Annotated in this window: 13 protein-coding genes; 6 read left to right on the forward strand and 7 right to left on the reverse strand. The window is 61.3% G+C overall.

Annotated features, from left to right (window positions below; all coding sequences use genetic code 11):
* Positions 1-35: 35 nt before the first annotated feature.
* Entirely contained in the window at positions 36-1,514 is a 1,479-nt protein-coding gene (locus ASD02_RS08280; RefSeq protein WP_057220528.1) for a bifunctional ADP-dependent NAD(P)H-hydrate dehydratase/NAD(P)H-hydrate epimerase, read from the reverse strand.
* A gap of 343 nt (positions 1,515-1,857) precedes the next feature.
* Between ASD02_RS08280 and ASD02_RS08285 the strand changes: the two genes are divergently transcribed.
* The 3 genes from ASD02_RS08285 (at position 1,858) to hspQ (ending at position 4,213) form a co-directional block, all read left to right on the forward strand.
* Entirely contained in the window at positions 1,858-2,196 is a 339-nt protein-coding gene (locus ASD02_RS08285) for a P-II family nitrogen regulator (protein WP_025427016.1), read from the forward strand.
* Positions 2,197-2,261: 65 nt separating this feature from the next.
* Positions 2,262-3,671 (forward strand): type I glutamate--ammonia ligase, encoded by a 1,410-nt coding sequence (gene glnA / locus ASD02_RS08290; RefSeq protein WP_025427015.1) that lies wholly within the window; start codon positions 2,262-2,264, stop codon positions 3,669-3,671.
* Positions 3,672-3,883: 212 nt separating this feature from the next.
* Positions 3,884-4,213: a heat shock protein HspQ gene (gene hspQ, locus ASD02_RS08295; RefSeq protein WP_057220529.1), complete on the forward strand. Its 330-nt coding sequence runs from the start codon at positions 3,884-3,886 to the stop codon at positions 4,211-4,213.
* Between the two features lie 84 nt (positions 4,214-4,297).
* Here the strand turns inward: hspQ and ASD02_RS08300 are convergent, their stop codons facing one another.
* Entirely contained in the window at positions 4,298-4,927 is a 630-nt protein-coding gene (locus ASD02_RS08300) for an invasion associated locus B family protein (protein WP_057209395.1), read from the reverse strand.
* Positions 4,928-5,198: 271 nt separating this feature from the next.
* On the opposite strand from ASD02_RS08300, the gene ASD02_RS08305 reads away from it, so the two are divergent.
* Together ASD02_RS08305 and ASD02_RS08310 are read left to right on the forward strand one after the other, a co-directional pair.
* Complete coding sequence (locus ASD02_RS08305) at positions 5,199-7,013, forward strand: extracellular solute-binding protein (protein ID WP_082555496.1); 1,815 nt, start codon at positions 5,199-5,201, stop codon at positions 7,011-7,013.
* A 194-nt stretch (positions 7,014-7,207) separates the two neighbouring features.
* Positions 7,208-7,864: a DsbA family oxidoreductase gene (locus ASD02_RS08310; protein WP_025427011.1), complete on the forward strand. Its 657-nt coding sequence runs from the start codon at positions 7,208-7,210 to the stop codon at positions 7,862-7,864.
* Positions 7,865-7,961: 97 nt separating this feature from the next.
* On the opposite strand, the gene mfd is transcribed toward ASD02_RS08310, so the two are convergent.
* Positions 7,962-11,471 (reverse strand): transcription-repair coupling factor, encoded by a 3,510-nt coding sequence (gene mfd, locus ASD02_RS08315; RefSeq protein WP_057220530.1) that lies wholly within the window; start codon positions 11,469-11,471, stop codon positions 7,962-7,964.
* Between the two features lie 4 nt (positions 11,472-11,475).
* On the reverse strand, positions 11,476-11,781 hold the full coding sequence (locus ASD02_RS08320; protein WP_025427009.1) for a succinate dehydrogenase assembly factor 2: 306 nt from the start codon (positions 11,779-11,781) through the stop codon (positions 11,476-11,478).
* A gap of 117 nt (positions 11,782-11,898) precedes the next feature.
* Between ASD02_RS08320 and recG the strand changes: the two genes are divergently transcribed.
* Entirely contained in the window at positions 11,899-14,004 is a 2,106-nt protein-coding gene (gene recG / locus ASD02_RS08325) for an ATP-dependent DNA helicase RecG (RefSeq protein WP_025427008.1), read from the forward strand.
* 4 nt (positions 14,005-14,008) lie between these two features.
* Here recG and ASD02_RS08330 read toward each other — a convergent pair whose 3' ends face one another.
* From ASD02_RS08330 to glmS, 3 genes are read right to left on the reverse strand one after another with little or no spacing between them, the layout of a single operon-like run.
* Positions 14,009-14,701, reverse strand: a complete 693-nt coding sequence (locus ASD02_RS08330) for a DUF502 domain-containing protein (RefSeq protein WP_025427007.1) — start codon at positions 14,699-14,701, stop codon at positions 14,009-14,011.
* Between the two features lie 18 nt (positions 14,702-14,719).
* Positions 14,720-15,217 (reverse strand): N-acetyltransferase, encoded by a 498-nt coding sequence (locus ASD02_RS08335; protein ID WP_025427006.1) that lies wholly within the window; start codon positions 15,215-15,217, stop codon positions 14,720-14,722.
* Complete coding sequence (gene glmS / locus ASD02_RS08340) at positions 15,217-17,043, reverse strand: glutamine--fructose-6-phosphate transaminase (isomerizing) (protein WP_025427005.1); 1,827 nt, start codon at positions 17,041-17,043, stop codon at positions 15,217-15,219. The genes ASD02_RS08335 and glmS overlap by 1 nt, the downstream gene beginning before the upstream one ends.
* Positions 17,044-17,136 lie beyond the last annotated feature (93 nt).

The following is a 17,136-nucleotide window of genomic DNA, read 5'->3' on the forward strand; positions in this document are numbered from 1 at the left end:
GCGAACCGAGGGCTTTTTTTACAACGCCGAACGCTTCAGCCAAGCGGCGGGATCGACGTCACCAAGGTTTCGGCCGTCAACCCCGGTCCGGCACGCGCACCGGCAGCACCATGGCGCCAGACACCGGCCGCGGCAGCCTCGAAGGCCGGCATGCCCTGCGCCAGATGCGCACCGACAATGCCTGCGAGAACATCGCCGGATCCCGCCGTTGCCAGTGACGGCGGGGCGTTGGCGTTCACGGCAACCTTCCCATCCGCCCCCGCGATGACGGTATCGGCTCCCTTGTAGACAATTGTGGCGTGGCTGATCCGCGCCGCCGCCTGGGCCTTCTCGATCTTCGACAGCTTTTCGTTGCGAGCGATCTCGGGGAAGAGCCTGGCAAACTCGCCCTCATGCGGAGTCATCACCACCCTGCCGGCCGCAACCGCCAGCCGCTCGAACAATTCTGACCTGCGCTCCTGAAACGACGTGATGCCGTCCGCATCGAGAACCAGCGCGCGGTCGCAAAGTTGTAGCGCAAAGTCGCACGCTCGGTCGCCAACGCCGAACCCGGGCCCGAGAACAAAAGCGCCGAGCCTTGTGTCCCGCAACCAATGCTCCAGGTCCTGCCGATCATCGATCTCCCTCAGCATCACCGCCGTCAGTTGTGCCGCATTGATATCAAGAGCCGATTTCGGTGACGCCACCGTCACCAGACCGGCCCCGGCGGCAAGACCGGCCGCTGCCGACAGCCGCGCGGCACCAGTCGCCTGAGCTCCTCCCGAGAAGACAACCAGATGGCCACGGCGGAACTTGTGGGTCGACGCGTCAAACCTTGACGCCTGATCTGACCAGAGCGCCGGCGTGTTGAGGCGCCAGCCGCCGCCTTGCGCCTGCACGATGCGAGCCGGTATGCCGATATCGACTACGTCAAGCGCGCCGGACAGGGAGCGGCCGGGAAGCAGCAGATGACCCGGCTTCCTCGCCATGAAGGTGATCGTGTGGCTTGCCGCGAATGCCGCCCCCCGGATTTGCCCGGTTCGACCGTCAACGCCGCTCGGCAGGTCGACGGCAATGACGGGCACGCCCTTAGCGTTGATCCTTTCAATTACTTGCACCACCTGTTCCGGCAGATCGCGCGAGAGCCCTGCGCCGAAGAGTGCATCGACGACAACATCTCCAAGATGCGGCACGAGCGAAGCAAGCGGATCTATCGCGCCATCCCACAGTTGCCGTGCACGGTCCGCATCGCCAGAAAGGGCGGCGGCCGGGTCGCCGAAGGCGAAAACGGCAACGTTCGCACCGCACTCGGCAAGCGCTGATGCCGCGACATAGCCGTCGCCACCATTGTTGCCGGGGCCGCACAGCACGACATAGCGTTGTGCCTGCGGAAACAACCTGAGCACTGCGGCAGCCACTGCCAACCCGGCGCTGCGCATCAGCAGGAAGCTGTCGATCCCCGATTGCGCGGCTGCCAGGTCTATAGCCGCCATTTCGGCCGGCGTAATCAACACGTCATGAAGCGAAGAGTGCATGCCTCAGACTTAACGCTCTGCGCCGGCCAACGGCAAGTGGCACGCACAAAATGCTATCTGCTCATCTTTGATGCATCTGCACATATTTATTGCTTAAATAACGTGCTTTGATGCCTTCCACGACCAGACCATCGTCGCAAATCCGAGGACACCGGTGGAAAACTTATAAAAAATAGGCAGACCTCCTGGCGGCAAAGGCATGGAAAGCAGCCACCGCTCGTCACCCAAAAGAAATTTTGCCCCTCGGCAATCATTTTGCAGAAAAACTGGCATGCAACGTGCATATTGAGCGGCGAGCGGGCATGATCCTGCTTTAAAGGGAGAAGCGGAGAGACATTTTCTCATGAAAAAGATCGAAGCGATCATAAAACCCTTCAAGCTCGACGAAGTGAAGGAAGCCCTTCAGGAAGTCGGCCTGCAGGGCATTACCGTCACGGAAGCAAAGGGCTTCGGTCGACAGAAGGGTCACACGGAGCTGTATCGCGGCGCCGAATACGTCGTGGACTTCCTGCCGAAGGTAAAGGTCGAAGTGGTGCTGGCGGACGAAAACGCGGAGGCTGTCATCGAGGCAATCCGCAATGCTGCACAAACCGGCCGGATTGGCGACGGAAAGATTTTCGTTTCCAACATTGAGGAAGTCATCCGAATTCGTACCGGCGAAACCGGCCTCGACGCCATCTGATCCTCAGGGGCCACTCGGCCCTGCACTTTTCAAACCTCGTCATCTCACACAGGGAATTACTGACAATGACGACTGCAAGCGATATTCTGAAGCAAATCAAGGACAACGACGTCAAGTTCGTCGACCTGCGCTTTACCGACCCCAAGGGCAAGCTGCAGCATGTAACGATGGATGTCGTCTGCGTCGACGAAGACATGTTCGCCGACGGCGTCATGTTCGACGGTTCCTCGATTGGCGGCTGGAAGGCCATCAACGAGTCCGACATGGTGCTGATGCCCGATCCGGAAACAGCGCATATGGACCCGTTCTTCGCGCAGTCGACGATGGTCATCATCTGCGACATTCTCGATCCGGTTTCGGGCGAAGCCTACAACCGCGACCCGCGCGGCACGGCAAAGAAGGCCGAAGCCTACCTGAAGGCCTCCGGTATCGGCGACACCGTCTTCGTTGGCCCGGAAGCCGAATTCTTCGTCTTCGACGACGTCAAGTACAAGGCCGATCCTTATAACACCGGCTTCAAGCTCGACTCCTCGGAACTGCCGTCCAACGACGACACCGACTACGAGACCGGCAACCTCGGCCACCGTCCGCGCGTCAAGGGCGGCTATTTCCCGGTCCCGCCGATCGACAGCTGCCAGGACATGCGCTCCGAAATGCTGACGGTTCTGTCCGAAATGGGCGTCACCGTCGAAAAGCATCACCATGAGGTGGCCGCTGCGCAGCACGAACTCGGCGTCAAGTTCGATGCTCTGGTTCGCAACGCCGACAAGATGCAGATCTACAAGTACGTCGTGCATCAGGTCGCAAACGCCTATGGCAAGACCGCAACCTTCATGCCGAAGCCGATCTTCGGCGACAACGGCTCGGGCATGCACGTGCACCTGTCGATCTGGAAGGACGGCAAGCCGACCTTCGCAGGCGACGAATATGCCGGCCTGTCGGAAAGCTGCCTCTACTTCATCGGCGGCATCATCAAGCATGCAAAATCGCTGAACGCCTTCACCAACCCGTCGACGAATTCCTACAAGCGTCTCGTCCCCGGCTACGAAGCCCCGGTTCTGCTTGCCTATTCCGCCCGCAACCGCTCGGCATCGTGCCGCATTCCGTTCGGCACCAACCCGAAGGCCAAGCGCGTCGAAGTCCGCTTCCCGGATCCGACCGCCAACCCCTACCTCGCCTTCGCAGCGATGCTGATGGCCGGCCTCGACGGCATCAAGAACAAGCTGCATCCGGGCAAGGCCATGGACAAGGACCTCTATGACCTGCCGCCGAAGGAACTGAAGAAGATCCCGACCGTTTGCGGCTCGCTGCGCGAAGCGCTCGAAAGCCTCGACAAGGATCGCAAGTACCTGACCGCCGGCGGCGTCTTCGACGACGATCAGATCGATTCCTTCATCGAACTGAAGATGCAGGAAGTCATGCGTTACGAAATGACCCCGCACCCGGTTGAGTACGACATGTACTACTCGGTCTAAGACCGACGGGTCGGACGGCGGATGCCGCACCCGGCCCGAAACGACGTGGCAAGCCGGCGGGGTTCAAGGGACCCCGTCGGCTTGTTTTTTAGGGGCAACCTGCCGCGGAGGTGTAAGAAGGCAGGGAAGACGTACACGAAGCCGTGCATGGCACCCTATTGATGTTTTGGGTTTGGCAACCCAGATAATCCCTTGAAAGGATGTGTTGCGTCATGAAACAGAGAAACGCGAAATTCGAGATCGGACAGGTGGTTCGCCATCGGGTTTTCCCGTTCCGCGGCGTCGTCTTCGACGTCGACCCGGAATACGCAAACACCGAGGAATGGTGGAATGCCATCCCGCAGGAGATCCGCCCAAGCAAGGATCAACCCTTCTACCACCTGTTCGCCGAAAACGACGACAGCGAGTATGTCGCCTACGTGTCCGAACAGAACCTGGTTTCCGACGAGAGCGATCGGCCGATACGCCACGCTCAGGTCGACGCCCTGTTCGAGAAGGATGACATCGGGCATTACAAGCCCAAGATGACGTTCCGCCACTAGCGGCCGATACTGCCGCCTCGCCCAAATGAAAAACGCCCGGATTTCGTCCGGGCGTTTCTTTATTCCTGGCGTGGGCCGAAGCGCTTAGTTCTGCTTGGCCGCCTTCTGGGCGTCTTCAAGCTTCTTGCGCGCGTCTTCAGCCTTCTTCTGCATTTCTTCCTGCAGCAGGCGCTGGCGCTCTTCGAGCTGCGACTGTTCGATCGGCTCGCCGTCGAAAATGCCGGTAAAGCCTTCGAGACCCATCTTGATCGGGTTCGGTGCGCGCTGGAAGTTGACGGAGGTGAAGACCACCTCGTTGCCCTTCTTCAGGCTTGCGATCAGCTGGTCGGACAGCGGGGCTTCAGCCACGCACTTGTCGGGCATGCAGATGGCGTAGTCGAGCTTCACCGGCTTGCCGCCGTCGATCTGCATCTGGACGCCGGTCGGGATCAGTCGCGCTGACGGCACCGAAATCTGCAGGACCTTGCGGTTGACCTTGCCGGTTACGGTGATGAGGCCAACTGCGGTGACGAGCTGACCGTTGTTTGCTGTCAGCAGATTCTGAACGATGCAGACATCGTTGTCTTCCTGCTTGGTGCAGACCTTGAACCAACCCTGCGGGGGCTTGCCACCTGCCTGCTGGGCAGATGCAACGCCCGGAACGCCCGCAGCTGCTACAGAAAGCGCCAGCGTTGCCAGTCCCGCACGTTTGGTGAAGTTCGACTTGAAGATCATTGTGATTCCGTCTCCTGAAATCCGGTAACGGAACAATTCGTTCCGCAGGTGAGTATCGTCAGCCGCCGTTGTCCTGTTGGCCAAATAAGGCAAATGCATGACCCCGTTTCCGGAAACACCTGTTACATTGGCTCGTGCGGTTTATCCAGTGTTTCTTGCTTTTTTTTGACCTCTTGCCCGCCGGAATTTGCGTATAGCTTCGGTTGGAATTGTCGACCGGCATTGGTAACGTGCCGGGAATCGGCCTAATGCCACTTCACTGGAGATAACGTTGCGCACAATTCTTTCCGGTCTGGCCATCCTGCTGGCCGCAACCGCATTCGGTGGCGCCGCGACGGCCGCTCCCGTGCATGCCATCTCAATGCACGGCGAGCCTGCCCTGCCCGCGGACTTCAAAAGTTTCCCCTACGTCAACCCCGATGTAAAGAAGGGCGGCAAGATTTCCTACGGCGTGGTCGGGACCTTCGACAGCGTCAATCCCTTCATCCTGAAGAGCATGCGCACGACAGCGCGCGGCATGTGGGATCCAGAATACGGCAATCTCGTCTACGAATCGCTGATGCAACGCTCCCGCGACGAGCCGTTCACGATGTACGGCTTGCTCGCCCAGACGGTGGAATGGGACGACGACCGGACGTTCATTCAATTTAACATCAACCCGGATGCCCGCTGGGCGGACGGGCAGCCCGTAACGGCTGATGATGTCATCTTCACCTTCGAACTGATGCGCGACAAGGGCCGCGTTCCCTTCAGCAACCGAATGGCGAAGGTGGCGAAACTAGAGAAGGTCGGCGACCTCAGCGTCCGCTTCACCTTCACCGAAGATGCTGACCGCGAGCTGCCGCTGCTGCTCGGGCTTTCTCCGGTTCTGCCGAAACATGCAACCGATGTGGCGACCTTCGACCAGACAACGCTCAAGGCCCCGCTTGGCTCGGGCCCCTATCGCGTTGCTGAAGTCAAGCCGGGCGAACGGATCGTCTATCGCCGCAACCCGGATTATTGGGCCAAGAACCTTCCTTCCAAGGTCGGATTCGACAATTACGACGAGATCTCCGTCGAGTATTTCCTGCAGGAAAATTCCCTCTTCGAAGCCTTCAAGAAGGGCGAAATCGACATCTACCCGGAAGGCAGCGCCACAAAATGGGCGCGCGGCTACGATTTTCCGGCCGTGCGCTCTGGCGATGTCGTCAAGGAGAAGTTCACACCGAAGACGCCTTCGGGCATGCTGGGCATCGTCTTCAACACCCGCAAGCCGATGTTCGACAACCTCAAGCTCCGCCAAGGCTTGGCGCTCGTCTTCGACTTCGAGTGGGTCAACAAGAACCTGTTCGACAGCGCATACACCCGCACCCAGAGCTACTGGCAGAACTCGACGCTTTCGTTCCTAGGCGCGGCAGCCGATGACCGCGAACTCGGGCTGATCGGCGATGCGCGCGAACAGATCAACCCGGCGATCCTCGACGGCACCTACCGCCTGCCGGTGACGGATGCCTCCGGCCGCGACCGCAATGTGCTGCGCGTTGCCGTCTCGCTGCTGCGCGAGGCCGGCTATCAGATCAAGGACGGCAAGATGGTCGACGCCAAGGGCGCACCGCTTGCCTTCGAAATCATGAGCCAGAATGCCGGCCAGGAGAAGATCGCCCTTGCCTACCAGCGCTTCCTGGCGCCGCTCGGCATCAAGGCCTCCGTGCGCACGGTCGACGATTCGCAGTATCAGCAACGCAGCCAGTCGTTCGACTACGACGTCATTATCAAGTCCTTCCCGTCCACGCTCTCGCCGGGCATCGAGCAGGTGGGGCGCTGGACCTCGCAGTCGCGCGATCGCCAAGGAAGCGACAACTTTGCCGGCGTTGCCGACAAGGACGTCGACCGGATGGTCGAGAACATCCTGCAGGCCAGAACGACAGAAGATTTCACCGCGGCCGTTCGTGCCCATGACAGGTTGCTGGTCAACAATTCCTACCTCGTGCCGCTCTACCACTTGGATGCCCAGTGGGTTGCACGGCGCAAGCATATTGCCCGGCCGGCCACCGTGCCGCTCTATGGCTACCAGTTGCCCGCCTGGTGGGACGCGAACGCCCAATAAAAGGGTCGCTTCCCTCTACAGCGCCGCGCGTCTTCTCAGACGCGCCAGGGTCGCTGCGGCACTTTGAATTGCTGCATGTTTTATCCTTAAATCGAATGCGATTTAAGGATAAAACATGCAGCAGGAACGCATTGAAAGCCCGATGGAACCGGCTTATCTCGCAGCTTTGTCCAAGAGGAAAGGCATCTCACATCATGCAAACCGTCAGCATCGATATCGTCTCCGACGTCGTCTGCCCGTGGTGCTATCTCGGCAAGGCTAGGCTCGACCAGGCGATCGCCGATGTCGCCTCGGAGTTGCAGGTCGCAGTGCAGTGGCGTCCCTATCAGCTCAATCCCGACCTTCCGCCTGAAGGCGTCGATCACAAGCAGCATCTTGCCGCCAAGCTCGGTGGCCAGGCAGCGGTCGACAAGGCGCATGAGACGTTGAAAGCACTCGGCAATGCCGATGGCATCGCCTTCGATTTCGATGCGGTGAAGATCAGCCCCAATACGCTCGACGCGCACCGGCTCATTCGCTGGGCGGCGACCAATGGCGAAGTGGCGCAATCGGCCGTCGTCAGCCTGCTCTTCAAGGCGAACTTCGAGGACGGCCGCAATGTCGGCGATCAGGCTGTTCTGCTCGATATCGCCGCTGAGGCCGGCCTCGACCGGCCCGTTATCGCAGCGCTCCTCAACTCGGATGCCGACAAGGATGCAGTCAAAGAAGAGATCGGCATGGCACGCGAGATGGGCGTCACCGGCGTCCCCTGCTTCATCCTCGACGGGCAATATGCCGTCATGGGTGCGCAATCGGTCGAAGTGCTCAGCAACGCGCTTCGCGAAATCGCGCAGATGAAGGCTACCGCTTGATTCCCTTAAATCGGAAGCGATTCAAGGAAGTACGCAGAAAAGCTAAAGCAATGGCAAGTCCTCTCGCGCCGCCAAAGGAACAGCGGCGCGAAGGCGATTAAACCTGTTTCGCCAACCCTGCGAGCTGCGTCATCACCATCGCCGCGCCCGAGAGGCGCTTTTCCGGCGTAACCAGCTCGCGCTGGAAGAAGATGCTGTGATCCGGCCTGATCTTCGCCAGCGTGCCCTGCTTGGCGATGTAGCCGACCAGCGCTGCCGGGTTCGGGAATTCCTTGTTGCGGAGCTGCACGACGACGCCCTTCGGGCCGGCATCGAGCTTTTCGACATTGGCCGTGCGGCAGAGCGACTTGATATAGACGATCTTCAGGAGGTGCTGCACCTCGATCGGCAGCGGGCCGAAGCGGTCGATCATCTCCGCGCCGAAACCGTCGATCTCCTTGAGGTCCGTCAGCTCGCCAAGGCGGCGGTAAAGGCCAAGCCGCAGATGCAGATCCGGCACATAATGTTCCGGGATCATCACCGGCGTGCCAACAGAGATTTGCGGCGACCAGCCGGTATCGTGGACCTCTTCCTCACCCTTGAGCTCAGCGACCGCTTCCTCGAGCATCTGCTGATAGAGTTCGAAGCCAACTTCCTTGATATGGCCGGACTGTTCTTCGCCGAGCAGGTTGCCGGCGCCGCGAATGTCGAGGTCGTGGCTTGCCAGCTGGAAGCCGGCGCCGAGCGTGTCCAGCGACTGCAACACCTTCAACCGCCGCTCGGCCGTTGCCGTCAGCGTCTTGTTGACCGGTAGCGTGAACAGCGCGAAGGCGCGCACCTTCGAACGACCGACGCGGCCGCGAAGCTGGTAGAGCTGCGCCAGGCCGAACATGTCGGCACGATGCACGATCAAGGTATTGGCCGTTGGCACATCGAGGCCGGATTCGACGATGGTCGTCGACAGCAGAACGTCATACTGCCCTTCATAGAAGGCGTTCATGATGTCTTCGAGTTCGGTTGCCGGCATCTGGCCGTGGGCGACGGCGACCTTCAGCTCCGGTACATCGGATTTCAGGAAGTCATGGATCTCCGAGAGATCGCTGAGGCGTGGGCAGACATAGAAGCTCTGGCCGCCGCGATAATGCTCGCGCATCAAGGTCTCACGGATCACCAGCGCGTCGAACGGCGAAATGAAGGTGCGCACCGCCATGCGGTCGACAGGCGCCGTGGTAATGAGCGACAGTTCGCGCACCCCGGTCAATGCCAGTTGCAGCGTGCGCGGGATCGGTGTCGCCGACAGCGTCAGCACATGCACGTCCGACTTCAGCTCCTTCAGCCGTTCCTTGTGCTTGACGCCGAAATGCTGCTCCTCGTCGATGATCAGCAAGCCAAGGTTGGCGAAATTGACCGTCGTTCCGAGCAGGGCATGGGTGCCGACCACGACATCGGTCTTGCCATCAGCTACTTCCTTCTTGGTCAGCGCCAGTTCCTTGGAGCCAACAAGGCGCGACGCCTGCTGGATGCGGATCGGCAGGCCGCGAAAACGTTCGGTGAATGTCTTGAAATGCTGCCGCGCAAGCAGCGTCGTCGGCACGACGACAGCAACTTGAACCCCATTCATTGCCGCGATGAAGGCCGCCCGCAGCGCAACCTCCGTCTTGCCAAAGCCGACGTCGCCGCAGACAAGGCGGTCCATCGGCCGCCCGCTGCCAAGATCCTCGCGCACGGCATCGATCGAACTCAGCTGGTCCTCGGTTTCGTCATAGGGGAAGCGCGCGACGAATTCGTCATAGGCTCCATCCTGGGCCACCAGCACGTGCGCATGCCGGGTGTGGCGCTCGGCGGCGATGCGGATGAGACCGCCCGCCATATCGAGCAGACGCTTCTTGAGCTTCGCCTTGCGAGCCTGCCAAGCGACGCCACCGAGCTTGTCGAGAATCGCATCGGTCCCTTCGGACCCGTAGCGGGACAGGAGCTCGATGTTTTCGACCGGGAGAAAGAGCTTGGCGTTGTCGGCATAGAGGAGTTCGAGGCAATCGTGCGGCGCGCCGACCGCTTCGATCGTGCGCAGTCCGACGAAACGGCCGATACCGTGTTCGGCGTGCACCACGTAGCTGCCTTCATCAAGGCCCGCGACCTCGGCAATGAAGTCGGCACCGCGCTTGCGCCGCTTGGAGCGGCGGACCATGCGATCGCCGAGAATGTCCTGCTCGCCGATAACAACGAGATCACCCGTTTCAAAACCCGCTTCAAGGCTGAGGACCGCCGCTGCGGCTTCGCCTGACTTCAGCGTGTTGACGTCGGCCAGCGCCTTGATCTGGCGAATATTGCCAAGGCCATGTTCCACGAGAACCTGCAGCAGGCGGTCGAGAGACCCCTCGCTCCAGCCTGATACGACGACCTTGAAGCCTTTGGAGCGCTTCTCAGCGATGTATTTCACCGCCTGGTCGAAGACGTTGACGCGATCGCTCTCCGCCTCGCCTTCGCCGGCGCTCTTTGGCCAGCGCGCACCTTGCCGCGCATCGACGGTGACGACCTGGCGGACCTCGCCTTCCTGCTCGTTGAAGGGCGTGAGCCGGACGGCGCTGCGCTCGACTAGCGCCGCCGTAAATCCTTCCGCGTTCAGATAGAGGAACTCAGGCGGCACCGGCTTGTAGGGCGTGCCCTGAGTGGCCAGCGACCTGCCCGGCGACGCTGCCGTGTGGCGGGCATCGTAGTAGTCGAGAATGAGCTTCGACCGTTCGGCTGCGGCTTCCCGCGCCACATGGTCGGTGACGATGCGAAAGCCTTCGAGATAATCGAAGACGGTCTCGAGGCGATCGTAGAAGAGCGGCAGCCAATGCTCCATGCCGGCGTAACGACGCCCCTCGGAAACGGCCTGGTAGAGCGCATCATCGCGGGTCGTGGCACCGAAGAGCGACAGATATTGCTTGCGGAAATGGCTGATGGTTTCCGGCGTCAGCGACACCTCGCTCATCGGGTTGAGGTCGAGGGAGCGGACCTGGCCGGTCGTGCGCTGGCTGGCCGGATCGAAGGAGCGGATGGTTTCGAGCGTGTCGCCGAAGAAATCGAGCCGCAGCGGATCGCCACTGCCGGGAACGAAGACGTCGAGAATGCCGCCGCGCACGGCATATTCGCCGACTTCGCGAACGGTCGCCACGCGCTCGAAGCCGTTGCGTTCCAGACGCGCCGCGACATCGTCCATGCGCACCTGGTTGCCGGGACGCGCGGAGAAAGCGAGGCTTTCGATCACATCCTGCGGCGAAATCTTCTGCAGCGCGGCATTGACCGTCACCAGCACGATCGCCGCATGCGGCTTCTTGCGGTGGGCGATCAGAGCGCTGAGGGCCGCAAGCCTGCGCGCCGAGGTATCGGCACTAGGAGATACCCGGTCATAGGGAAGGCAGTCCCACCCAGGCAGGGTCAGGACCGGTATATCGGGGGCAACGAACCCGAGGACCTGCTCCAGGTCGGCTATGCGCTGGCCATCGGAAAGAATGTAGGCGATCGGCGCACCGGCGCGGGCCAGATCGGCAAGCACCAGCGCTTCGGCGCCGGATGGAACCGGGCCAATCGTGACTTCACGGGTCGCGGCGACAATCTTCTTCGGGTCAAGGCCAGCCAGCATCGATCTACTTCATCTCTTCGGGGAGCCGCTCGAAATTGGGGCGGTAGGCCGCGATGCGCGTAAACATCGGCGTCTGGTAGCGTTCGGGCACCGGCTTTTCGCCGATGATCCACCTAACGAGATCGTTGTCTTCCTCGCCCATGATGATCTCAAGCTCGTCCAGTTCAATGTCGGACAAGGCGGAAAGCTCGGCTTCTGCAAACTGCCCGAGGATCAGGTCCATTTCGCGTATGCCGCGATGCCAGGCACGAAACAGGATCCGGCGGCGACGCGGATCGAGATCGGCGCTGGTGCGTGAAATGCCAGTCATGGAGATTCCTTCCTGCCGTCCGCGGAGGTACGGTTTGTCGTCATTGGGCTCTATAAACGCTGAATAGATGATTGTCAGCCTTGCAAAACCCCGAATTGTCGTCGCAATTTCATTGCCATGCGCCCTGCCCTGCTCGACCCGCTCTTTTCACCGCTCAACACCCTACCCGGCATCGGCCCGAAGATCGGCGAGCTATATGCCCGACTTCTCGGCCGCGAAAGCATCGAAGACTGCCGCGTCGTCGACCTGGTTTTCCATGCGCCGCACTCGCTGATCGATCGACGGCAGCAGCCAGGAATCGCCAATGCGCCGCAAGGCGTCGTCGTCACGATCACCGGCCGCGTCGATCGCCATCAGCCTCCACCGCCGGGCAAGCAAAACCTGCCCTACCGTATCTTCCTGCATGACGACACCGGTGAACTGGCGCTCACCTTTTTCCGCGTCAAAGGCAACTGGCTGGAAAAATCGCTGCCGGTCGACGAAACCGTGATTGTCAGCGGCAAGGTCGACTGGTTCAATGGGCGGCCGTCGATGGTTCACCCGGACTATATGGTAAAGGCCAGCGAGGCGGACAACCTGCCGCTGGTCGAACCGGTTTATGGCCTGACGGCCGGTCTCTCCGCCCGCATCTTGCGCAAGTCGATCGAGGCGGCCGTCGCCCGCGTGCCTGACATGCCCGAGTGGATCGACGGTGCGCTTGCGGACAAGCAGGGCTTTCAAAGTGCCGCCGACAGCTTCCGCGCTCTGCATGAACCTCGCGACGCCACCGATATCGACCCGCAGGCGCCGGCGCGCCGACGGCTCGCCTATGACGAATTCCTGGCCGGCCAACTCTCCCTGGCCCTTGTTCGCCAGCGCCTGCGCAAGGTTACCGGGACGCCGGTGCATGCGACAGGCAAGCTGTCAGGCCCTGTCACCGCCGCACTGCCCTTCTCGCTGACCACGAGCCAATCGACTGCGATTGACGATATCCTCAAGGACATGGCCGGAAACGACCGGATGTTGCGGCTGCTGCAGGGCGACGTCGGCTCCGGCAAGACCATGGTTGCACTGATGGCGATGCTGGCGGCGGTCGAATCGGGCGGCCAGGCCGTGTTGATGGCTCCGACGGAAATCCTCGCCCGGCAGCATTTCGCGACGCTGTCGAAAATGGCTGCACCCGCAGGCATTACGATGGATGTTCTGACGGGACGCACCAAAGGCAAGGAGCGCGACGCGATCCTGGAGCGCATTGCCTCCGGCGAGACGCGGATCGTGGTCGGCACACACGCCCTGTTCCAGGATACGGTCAACTACGACCGGCTGACGCTTGCGGTCGTCGACGAACAGCACCGCTTCGGCGTCCACCAGCGCCTGCGCCTGACCGCCAAAGGCATCTCACCCCATATGCTGGTGATGACGGCCACGCCGATCCCCCGCACGTTGGTGCTAGCGGCCTTCGGCGACATGGATGTCTCCAAGCTGACGGAGAAGCCGGCGGGTCGAAAACCCATTCAGACGGTTACCATCCCGACCGAGCGGACCGACGAGATCGTCGACCGCCTCGCTGCAGCCCTCAAGGAGGGCAAGAAAGCCTATTGGATCTGCCCACTCGTCGAAGAATCCGAAGCGATCGACGTCATGTCAGCGGATGAACGTTATCAGGGTCTCTCCAAGCGCTTCGGCCGGGATGTCGGTCTCGTGCACGGCCGGATGAACGGCGCGGAAAAAGACACCGTCATGCTCGCCTTCAAGAACGGTGAAATCCGCCTGCTCGTGGCCACGACCGTCGTTGAAGTCGGCGTCGACGTGCCGGATGCCACCATCATGGTGATTGAACATGCGGAACGCTTCGGCCTGGCGCAATTGCATCAGTTGCGCGGCCGCGTCGGCCGTGGCGACGAAGCATCGACCTGTATCCTGCTCTACAAGAGCCCGCTGGGTGAAACCGGCCGGGCAAGGCTTTCGATCCTGCGCGACAGCGAAGATGGCTTTCTGATCGCCGAGGAAGATCTGAAGCTGCGCGGCGAAGGCGAACTGCTGGGAACGCGCCAATCCGGCACGCCCGGCTTTCGTATCGCCAGCCTCGAAGCGCATGGCGATCTGCTCGAAATCGCCCGCAAGGACGCGGCCTATCTGATCGAGCGGGATCCTGATCTTACATCGCCCCGTGGGGAGGCGCTTCGAACCCTGCTCTATCTCCACCGCCGCGACGAAGCGATCCGCTTCCTGCGCGCCGGCTGAAGCCTCAGGCGCTCTTCTGCTGGGCGATCTGGAGCGGTGGAGCGTTGGCGAGCGGCTTGTAGTCCGGTGCGACGAGACCGCCAGAAATCAAGAGCTTGGCCGCATCCTCGGCGCTCATTTCAAGCGGAATGATCTTGTCGCGGGGTACGAACAAAAGGAAGCCAGCGGTCGGGATCGGTGTCGGTGGCAGGAACACGGTCACCATATCCATGCCACGCTCGGAGAATTTGGCGGCGACTTCGCCTTTGACATCCGTGGCGATGAAGACCAGCGACCAGAGGCCGGGGCTCGGATATTCGATCAAGCCCGCCTTCTTGAACGAGGACGACTGCTCCTGCAGCACCGTCTGGAAGATCTGCTTCAACGACTTGTAGATGGTGCGAACGAGCGGCGTCCGGCTGACGAGCGATTCGCCGAAGGCAACGATCGAGCGACCGACCAGATTGGCTGTGAGGAAGCCCACCAAGGTGATGACGATGAGTGCGACCAGAAGCCCGAATCCGGGAATAGCCACAGGCGAATAGGTATCCGGATTATAGAAATTCGGCAGGTAGGGCTTCACCCATCCATCGGCCCACTCGATGAAGGTGCGCACCAACCAGACGGTGATGGCCAGCGGCGCGCAGATAATCAGCCCCGTCAGGAAATAGTTCCGCAACCGGGTCGCAATATAGCCGCTCTTCGAATTTTCGCCCATGCCTCTTCCGTTTAAACCTCACTCAGTGCCGAAAGCCGGATGATAGGCAACCGTACCTGTCGGTACCGCGCCGGAGAAGGCCAGCGCCATGAAGTATTGCGGCGCACAACCTGGGAATACAAGTGAAGATTCGTGTCGGAATCTGAACTTTTGGTAATAGTCGGGATCGCCCACGACCACACAGCCCAAGGCGCCGTCAGCGGCAAGCATCGCTAGCCCTTCGCGGATGAGCCGACTGCCAATCCCGTTTGCCTGGCGCTCCCGCATGACGGCCACCGGGCCAAGCCCAAACCAGCCTGCTGCCGGCGGCGTAAGGGTCACCGGCGAGAAGGCAACGTGGCCGACGATCTGACCTTCCTCTTCGGCGACGAGCGAGAGCATCAACGCGCCCTCGCCCCGAAGGCGTTCGATGATGAAGGGTTCGCTCTGGTCGCTGTGCGGGTGCCCCTCGAATGCGGCGGCCGTCACGTCGTGGATCGCCTGTTCGTCGCCCGCTCGCTCCGGCCGTATGATGATCATTCGACCGTCACCGATTTTGCCAGGTTGCGCGGCTGGTCGACGTCGGTGCCCATGAACACGGCCGTGTGATAGGCGAGCAGCTGGATCGGCAGCGAGAAGATCATCGGCGCAATGATCTCGTCGACATTCGGCAGAACGATCGTCGCCATCGTCTCGAGCTTCGAGGCGGCCGCCCCCTTTTCGTCGGTGATCAGGATGATGCGTCCACCGCGGGCTGCCACCTCCTGCATGTTCGACACGGTCTTTTCATAGAAGCGGTCGTGCGGGGCGATGACGATAACAGGCATGTTTTCGTCGATGAGCGCGATCGGACCATGCTTCAATTCACCGGCGGCATACCCCTCGGCGTGGATATAGGAGATTTCCTTGAGCTTCAGCGCGCCTTCCATCGCCAGCGGGAAGCTGGTGCCGCGACCGAGATAGAGCACGTCGCGGCACTTCGACAGTTCGCGCGACAGCATCTCGATCTTTGGCTGGATGGCGTTCAGCACCTGGCCCATGATGCGCGGCATTTCCGCGAGGTGGCGAACGAGTGTCTGTTCTTCATCGGCCGAGACAGTGCCACGGGCGCGGCCGGCGCCGATCGAAAGGGCGGCGAGCACCGCCAGCTGGCAGGTAAAGGCCTTGGTCGAGGCAACACCGATCTCAGGACCGGCCAGGATCGGGAACACGGCATCGGATTCGCGCGCAATGGTCGATTCGCGGGTGTTGACGACCGCGCCGATCGTCAGGCCATGGTCCTTGCAGTACCGAAGCGATGCCAACGTATCGGCGGTTTCGCCGGACTGCGAGATGAACAGCGCGGCCGACTGCGGCGACAGCGGGATTTCCCGGTAGCGGAACTCGGAGGCGACGTCGATTTCGACCGGCAGGCGGGCGTAACGCTCGAACCAGTATTTGCCGACGAGGCCGGCGAGATAGGCGGTGCCACAGGCGGAGATCGCCAAACTTGGTACACCGGCAAAATCGATTGAAGCCGTTGTGGCCTTCACCCGGTTTGCGGCAAAATCGATATAGTGGCCGAGCGCATGCGAGATCACCTCCGGCTGCTCATAGATTTCCTTTTCCATGAAGTGCCGGTGGTTGCCCTTGTCGATCATGTAGGCGGCAGCCATCGAGACCTGCCGCGGGCGGTCGACGGCATTGCCGGCGAGATCGAAGATATGGGCGCCGTTGGCGCCGATCACGGCCCAGTCGCCATCGATCAGATAGGTGATCTCATTGGTAAACGGCGAGAGCGCGATGGCGTCGGAACCCAGGAACATCTCGCCCTTGCCGTGGCCGATCGCCAGCGGCGGGCCGTTGCGGGCCGCCATGATGGTAGACGGGTCGTCCTGAAACAGAATGGCAAGCGCATAGGCACCTGTTACACGCTTTAGCATCGCATGCATGGCTTCACGCCGGCCGAGGCCGTCGCGACGGAACTTTGCCAGAAGATGCGCCACGACTTCCGTGTCGGTCTGCGTCTCGAATGTCGCACCGTCGGCGATCAGTTCGTCCTTCAGCTCGGAGAAGTTCTCGATGATGCCGTTGTGGACCACGGCAACGCCATCGGTGAAATGCGGATGGGCATTGCGCTCGGTCGGGGCGCCGTGCGTCGCCCAGCGGGTGTGGGCGATGCCGATCATGCCGGCCAGCGGCTCCTCGCGCAGCCGGGCCTCCAGATTGACCAGCTTGCCTTCCGCCCGGCGGCGCTCAAGCGTACCGGCATTGATGGTCGCAACGCCGGCCGAATCGTAGCCACGGTACTCCAGGCGCTTCAACGCATCGACAAGTCGCTCCGAGACCGGCTGGTTTCCAACGATGCCAACAATTCCGCACATAGTCGTCTCCAAATTCGTCCCGCGCCGTTTCGACGCCCCAATCGACAGCGCGGAAGTCCCGCCCGGCGCGTTGCCTTGGTAACGCATTTGCCG

The organism is Ensifer sp. Root1252 (genome assembly GCF_001425885.1).
GTDB lineage: Bacteria > Pseudomonadota > Alphaproteobacteria > Rhizobiales > Rhizobiaceae > Ensifer > Ensifer canadensis.

What these genes read in the sequence shown, in the direction of transcription:
- glnA (WP_025427015.1), top strand. Translation starts at nt 2,262, where the DNA reads ATGACGACTGCAAGCGATATTCTGAAGCAAATCAAGGACAACGACGTC.
- hspQ (WP_057220529.1), top strand. Translation starts at nt 3,884, where the DNA reads ATGAAACAGAGAAACGCGAAATTCGAGATCGGACAGGTGGTTCGCCAT.
- ASD02_RS08320 (WP_025427009.1), bottom strand. Translation starts at nt 11,781, where the DNA reads ATGACTGGCATTTCACGCACCAGCGCCGATCTCGATCCGCGTCGCCGC.
- ASD02_RS08330 (WP_025427007.1), bottom strand. Translation starts at nt 14,701, where the DNA reads ATGGGCGAAAATTCGAAGAGCGGCTATATTGCGACCCGGTTGCGGAAC.
- mfd (WP_057220530.1), bottom strand. Translation starts at nt 11,471, where the DNA reads ATGCTGGCTGGCCTTGACCCGAAGAAGATTGTCGCCGCGACCCGTGAA.
- glmS (WP_025427005.1), bottom strand. Translation starts at nt 17,043, where the DNA reads ATGTGCGGAATTGTTGGCATCGTTGGAAACCAGCCGGTCTCGGAGCGA.
- ASD02_RS08300 (WP_057209395.1), bottom strand. Translation starts at nt 4,927, where the DNA reads ATGATCTTCAAGTCGAACTTCACCAAACGTGCGGGACTGGCAACGCTG.
- ASD02_RS08280 (WP_057220528.1), bottom strand. Translation starts at nt 1,514, where the DNA reads ATGCACTCTTCGCTTCATGACGTGTTGATTACGCCGGCCGAAATGGCG.
- recG (WP_025427008.1), top strand. Translation starts at nt 11,899, where the DNA reads ATGCGCCCTGCCCTGCTCGACCCGCTCTTTTCACCGCTCAACACCCTA.
- ASD02_RS08285 (WP_025427016.1), top strand. Translation starts at nt 1,858, where the DNA reads ATGAAAAAGATCGAAGCGATCATAAAACCCTTCAAGCTCGACGAAGTG.
- ASD02_RS08310 (WP_025427011.1), top strand. Translation starts at nt 7,208, where the DNA reads ATGCAAACCGTCAGCATCGATATCGTCTCCGACGTCGTCTGCCCGTGG.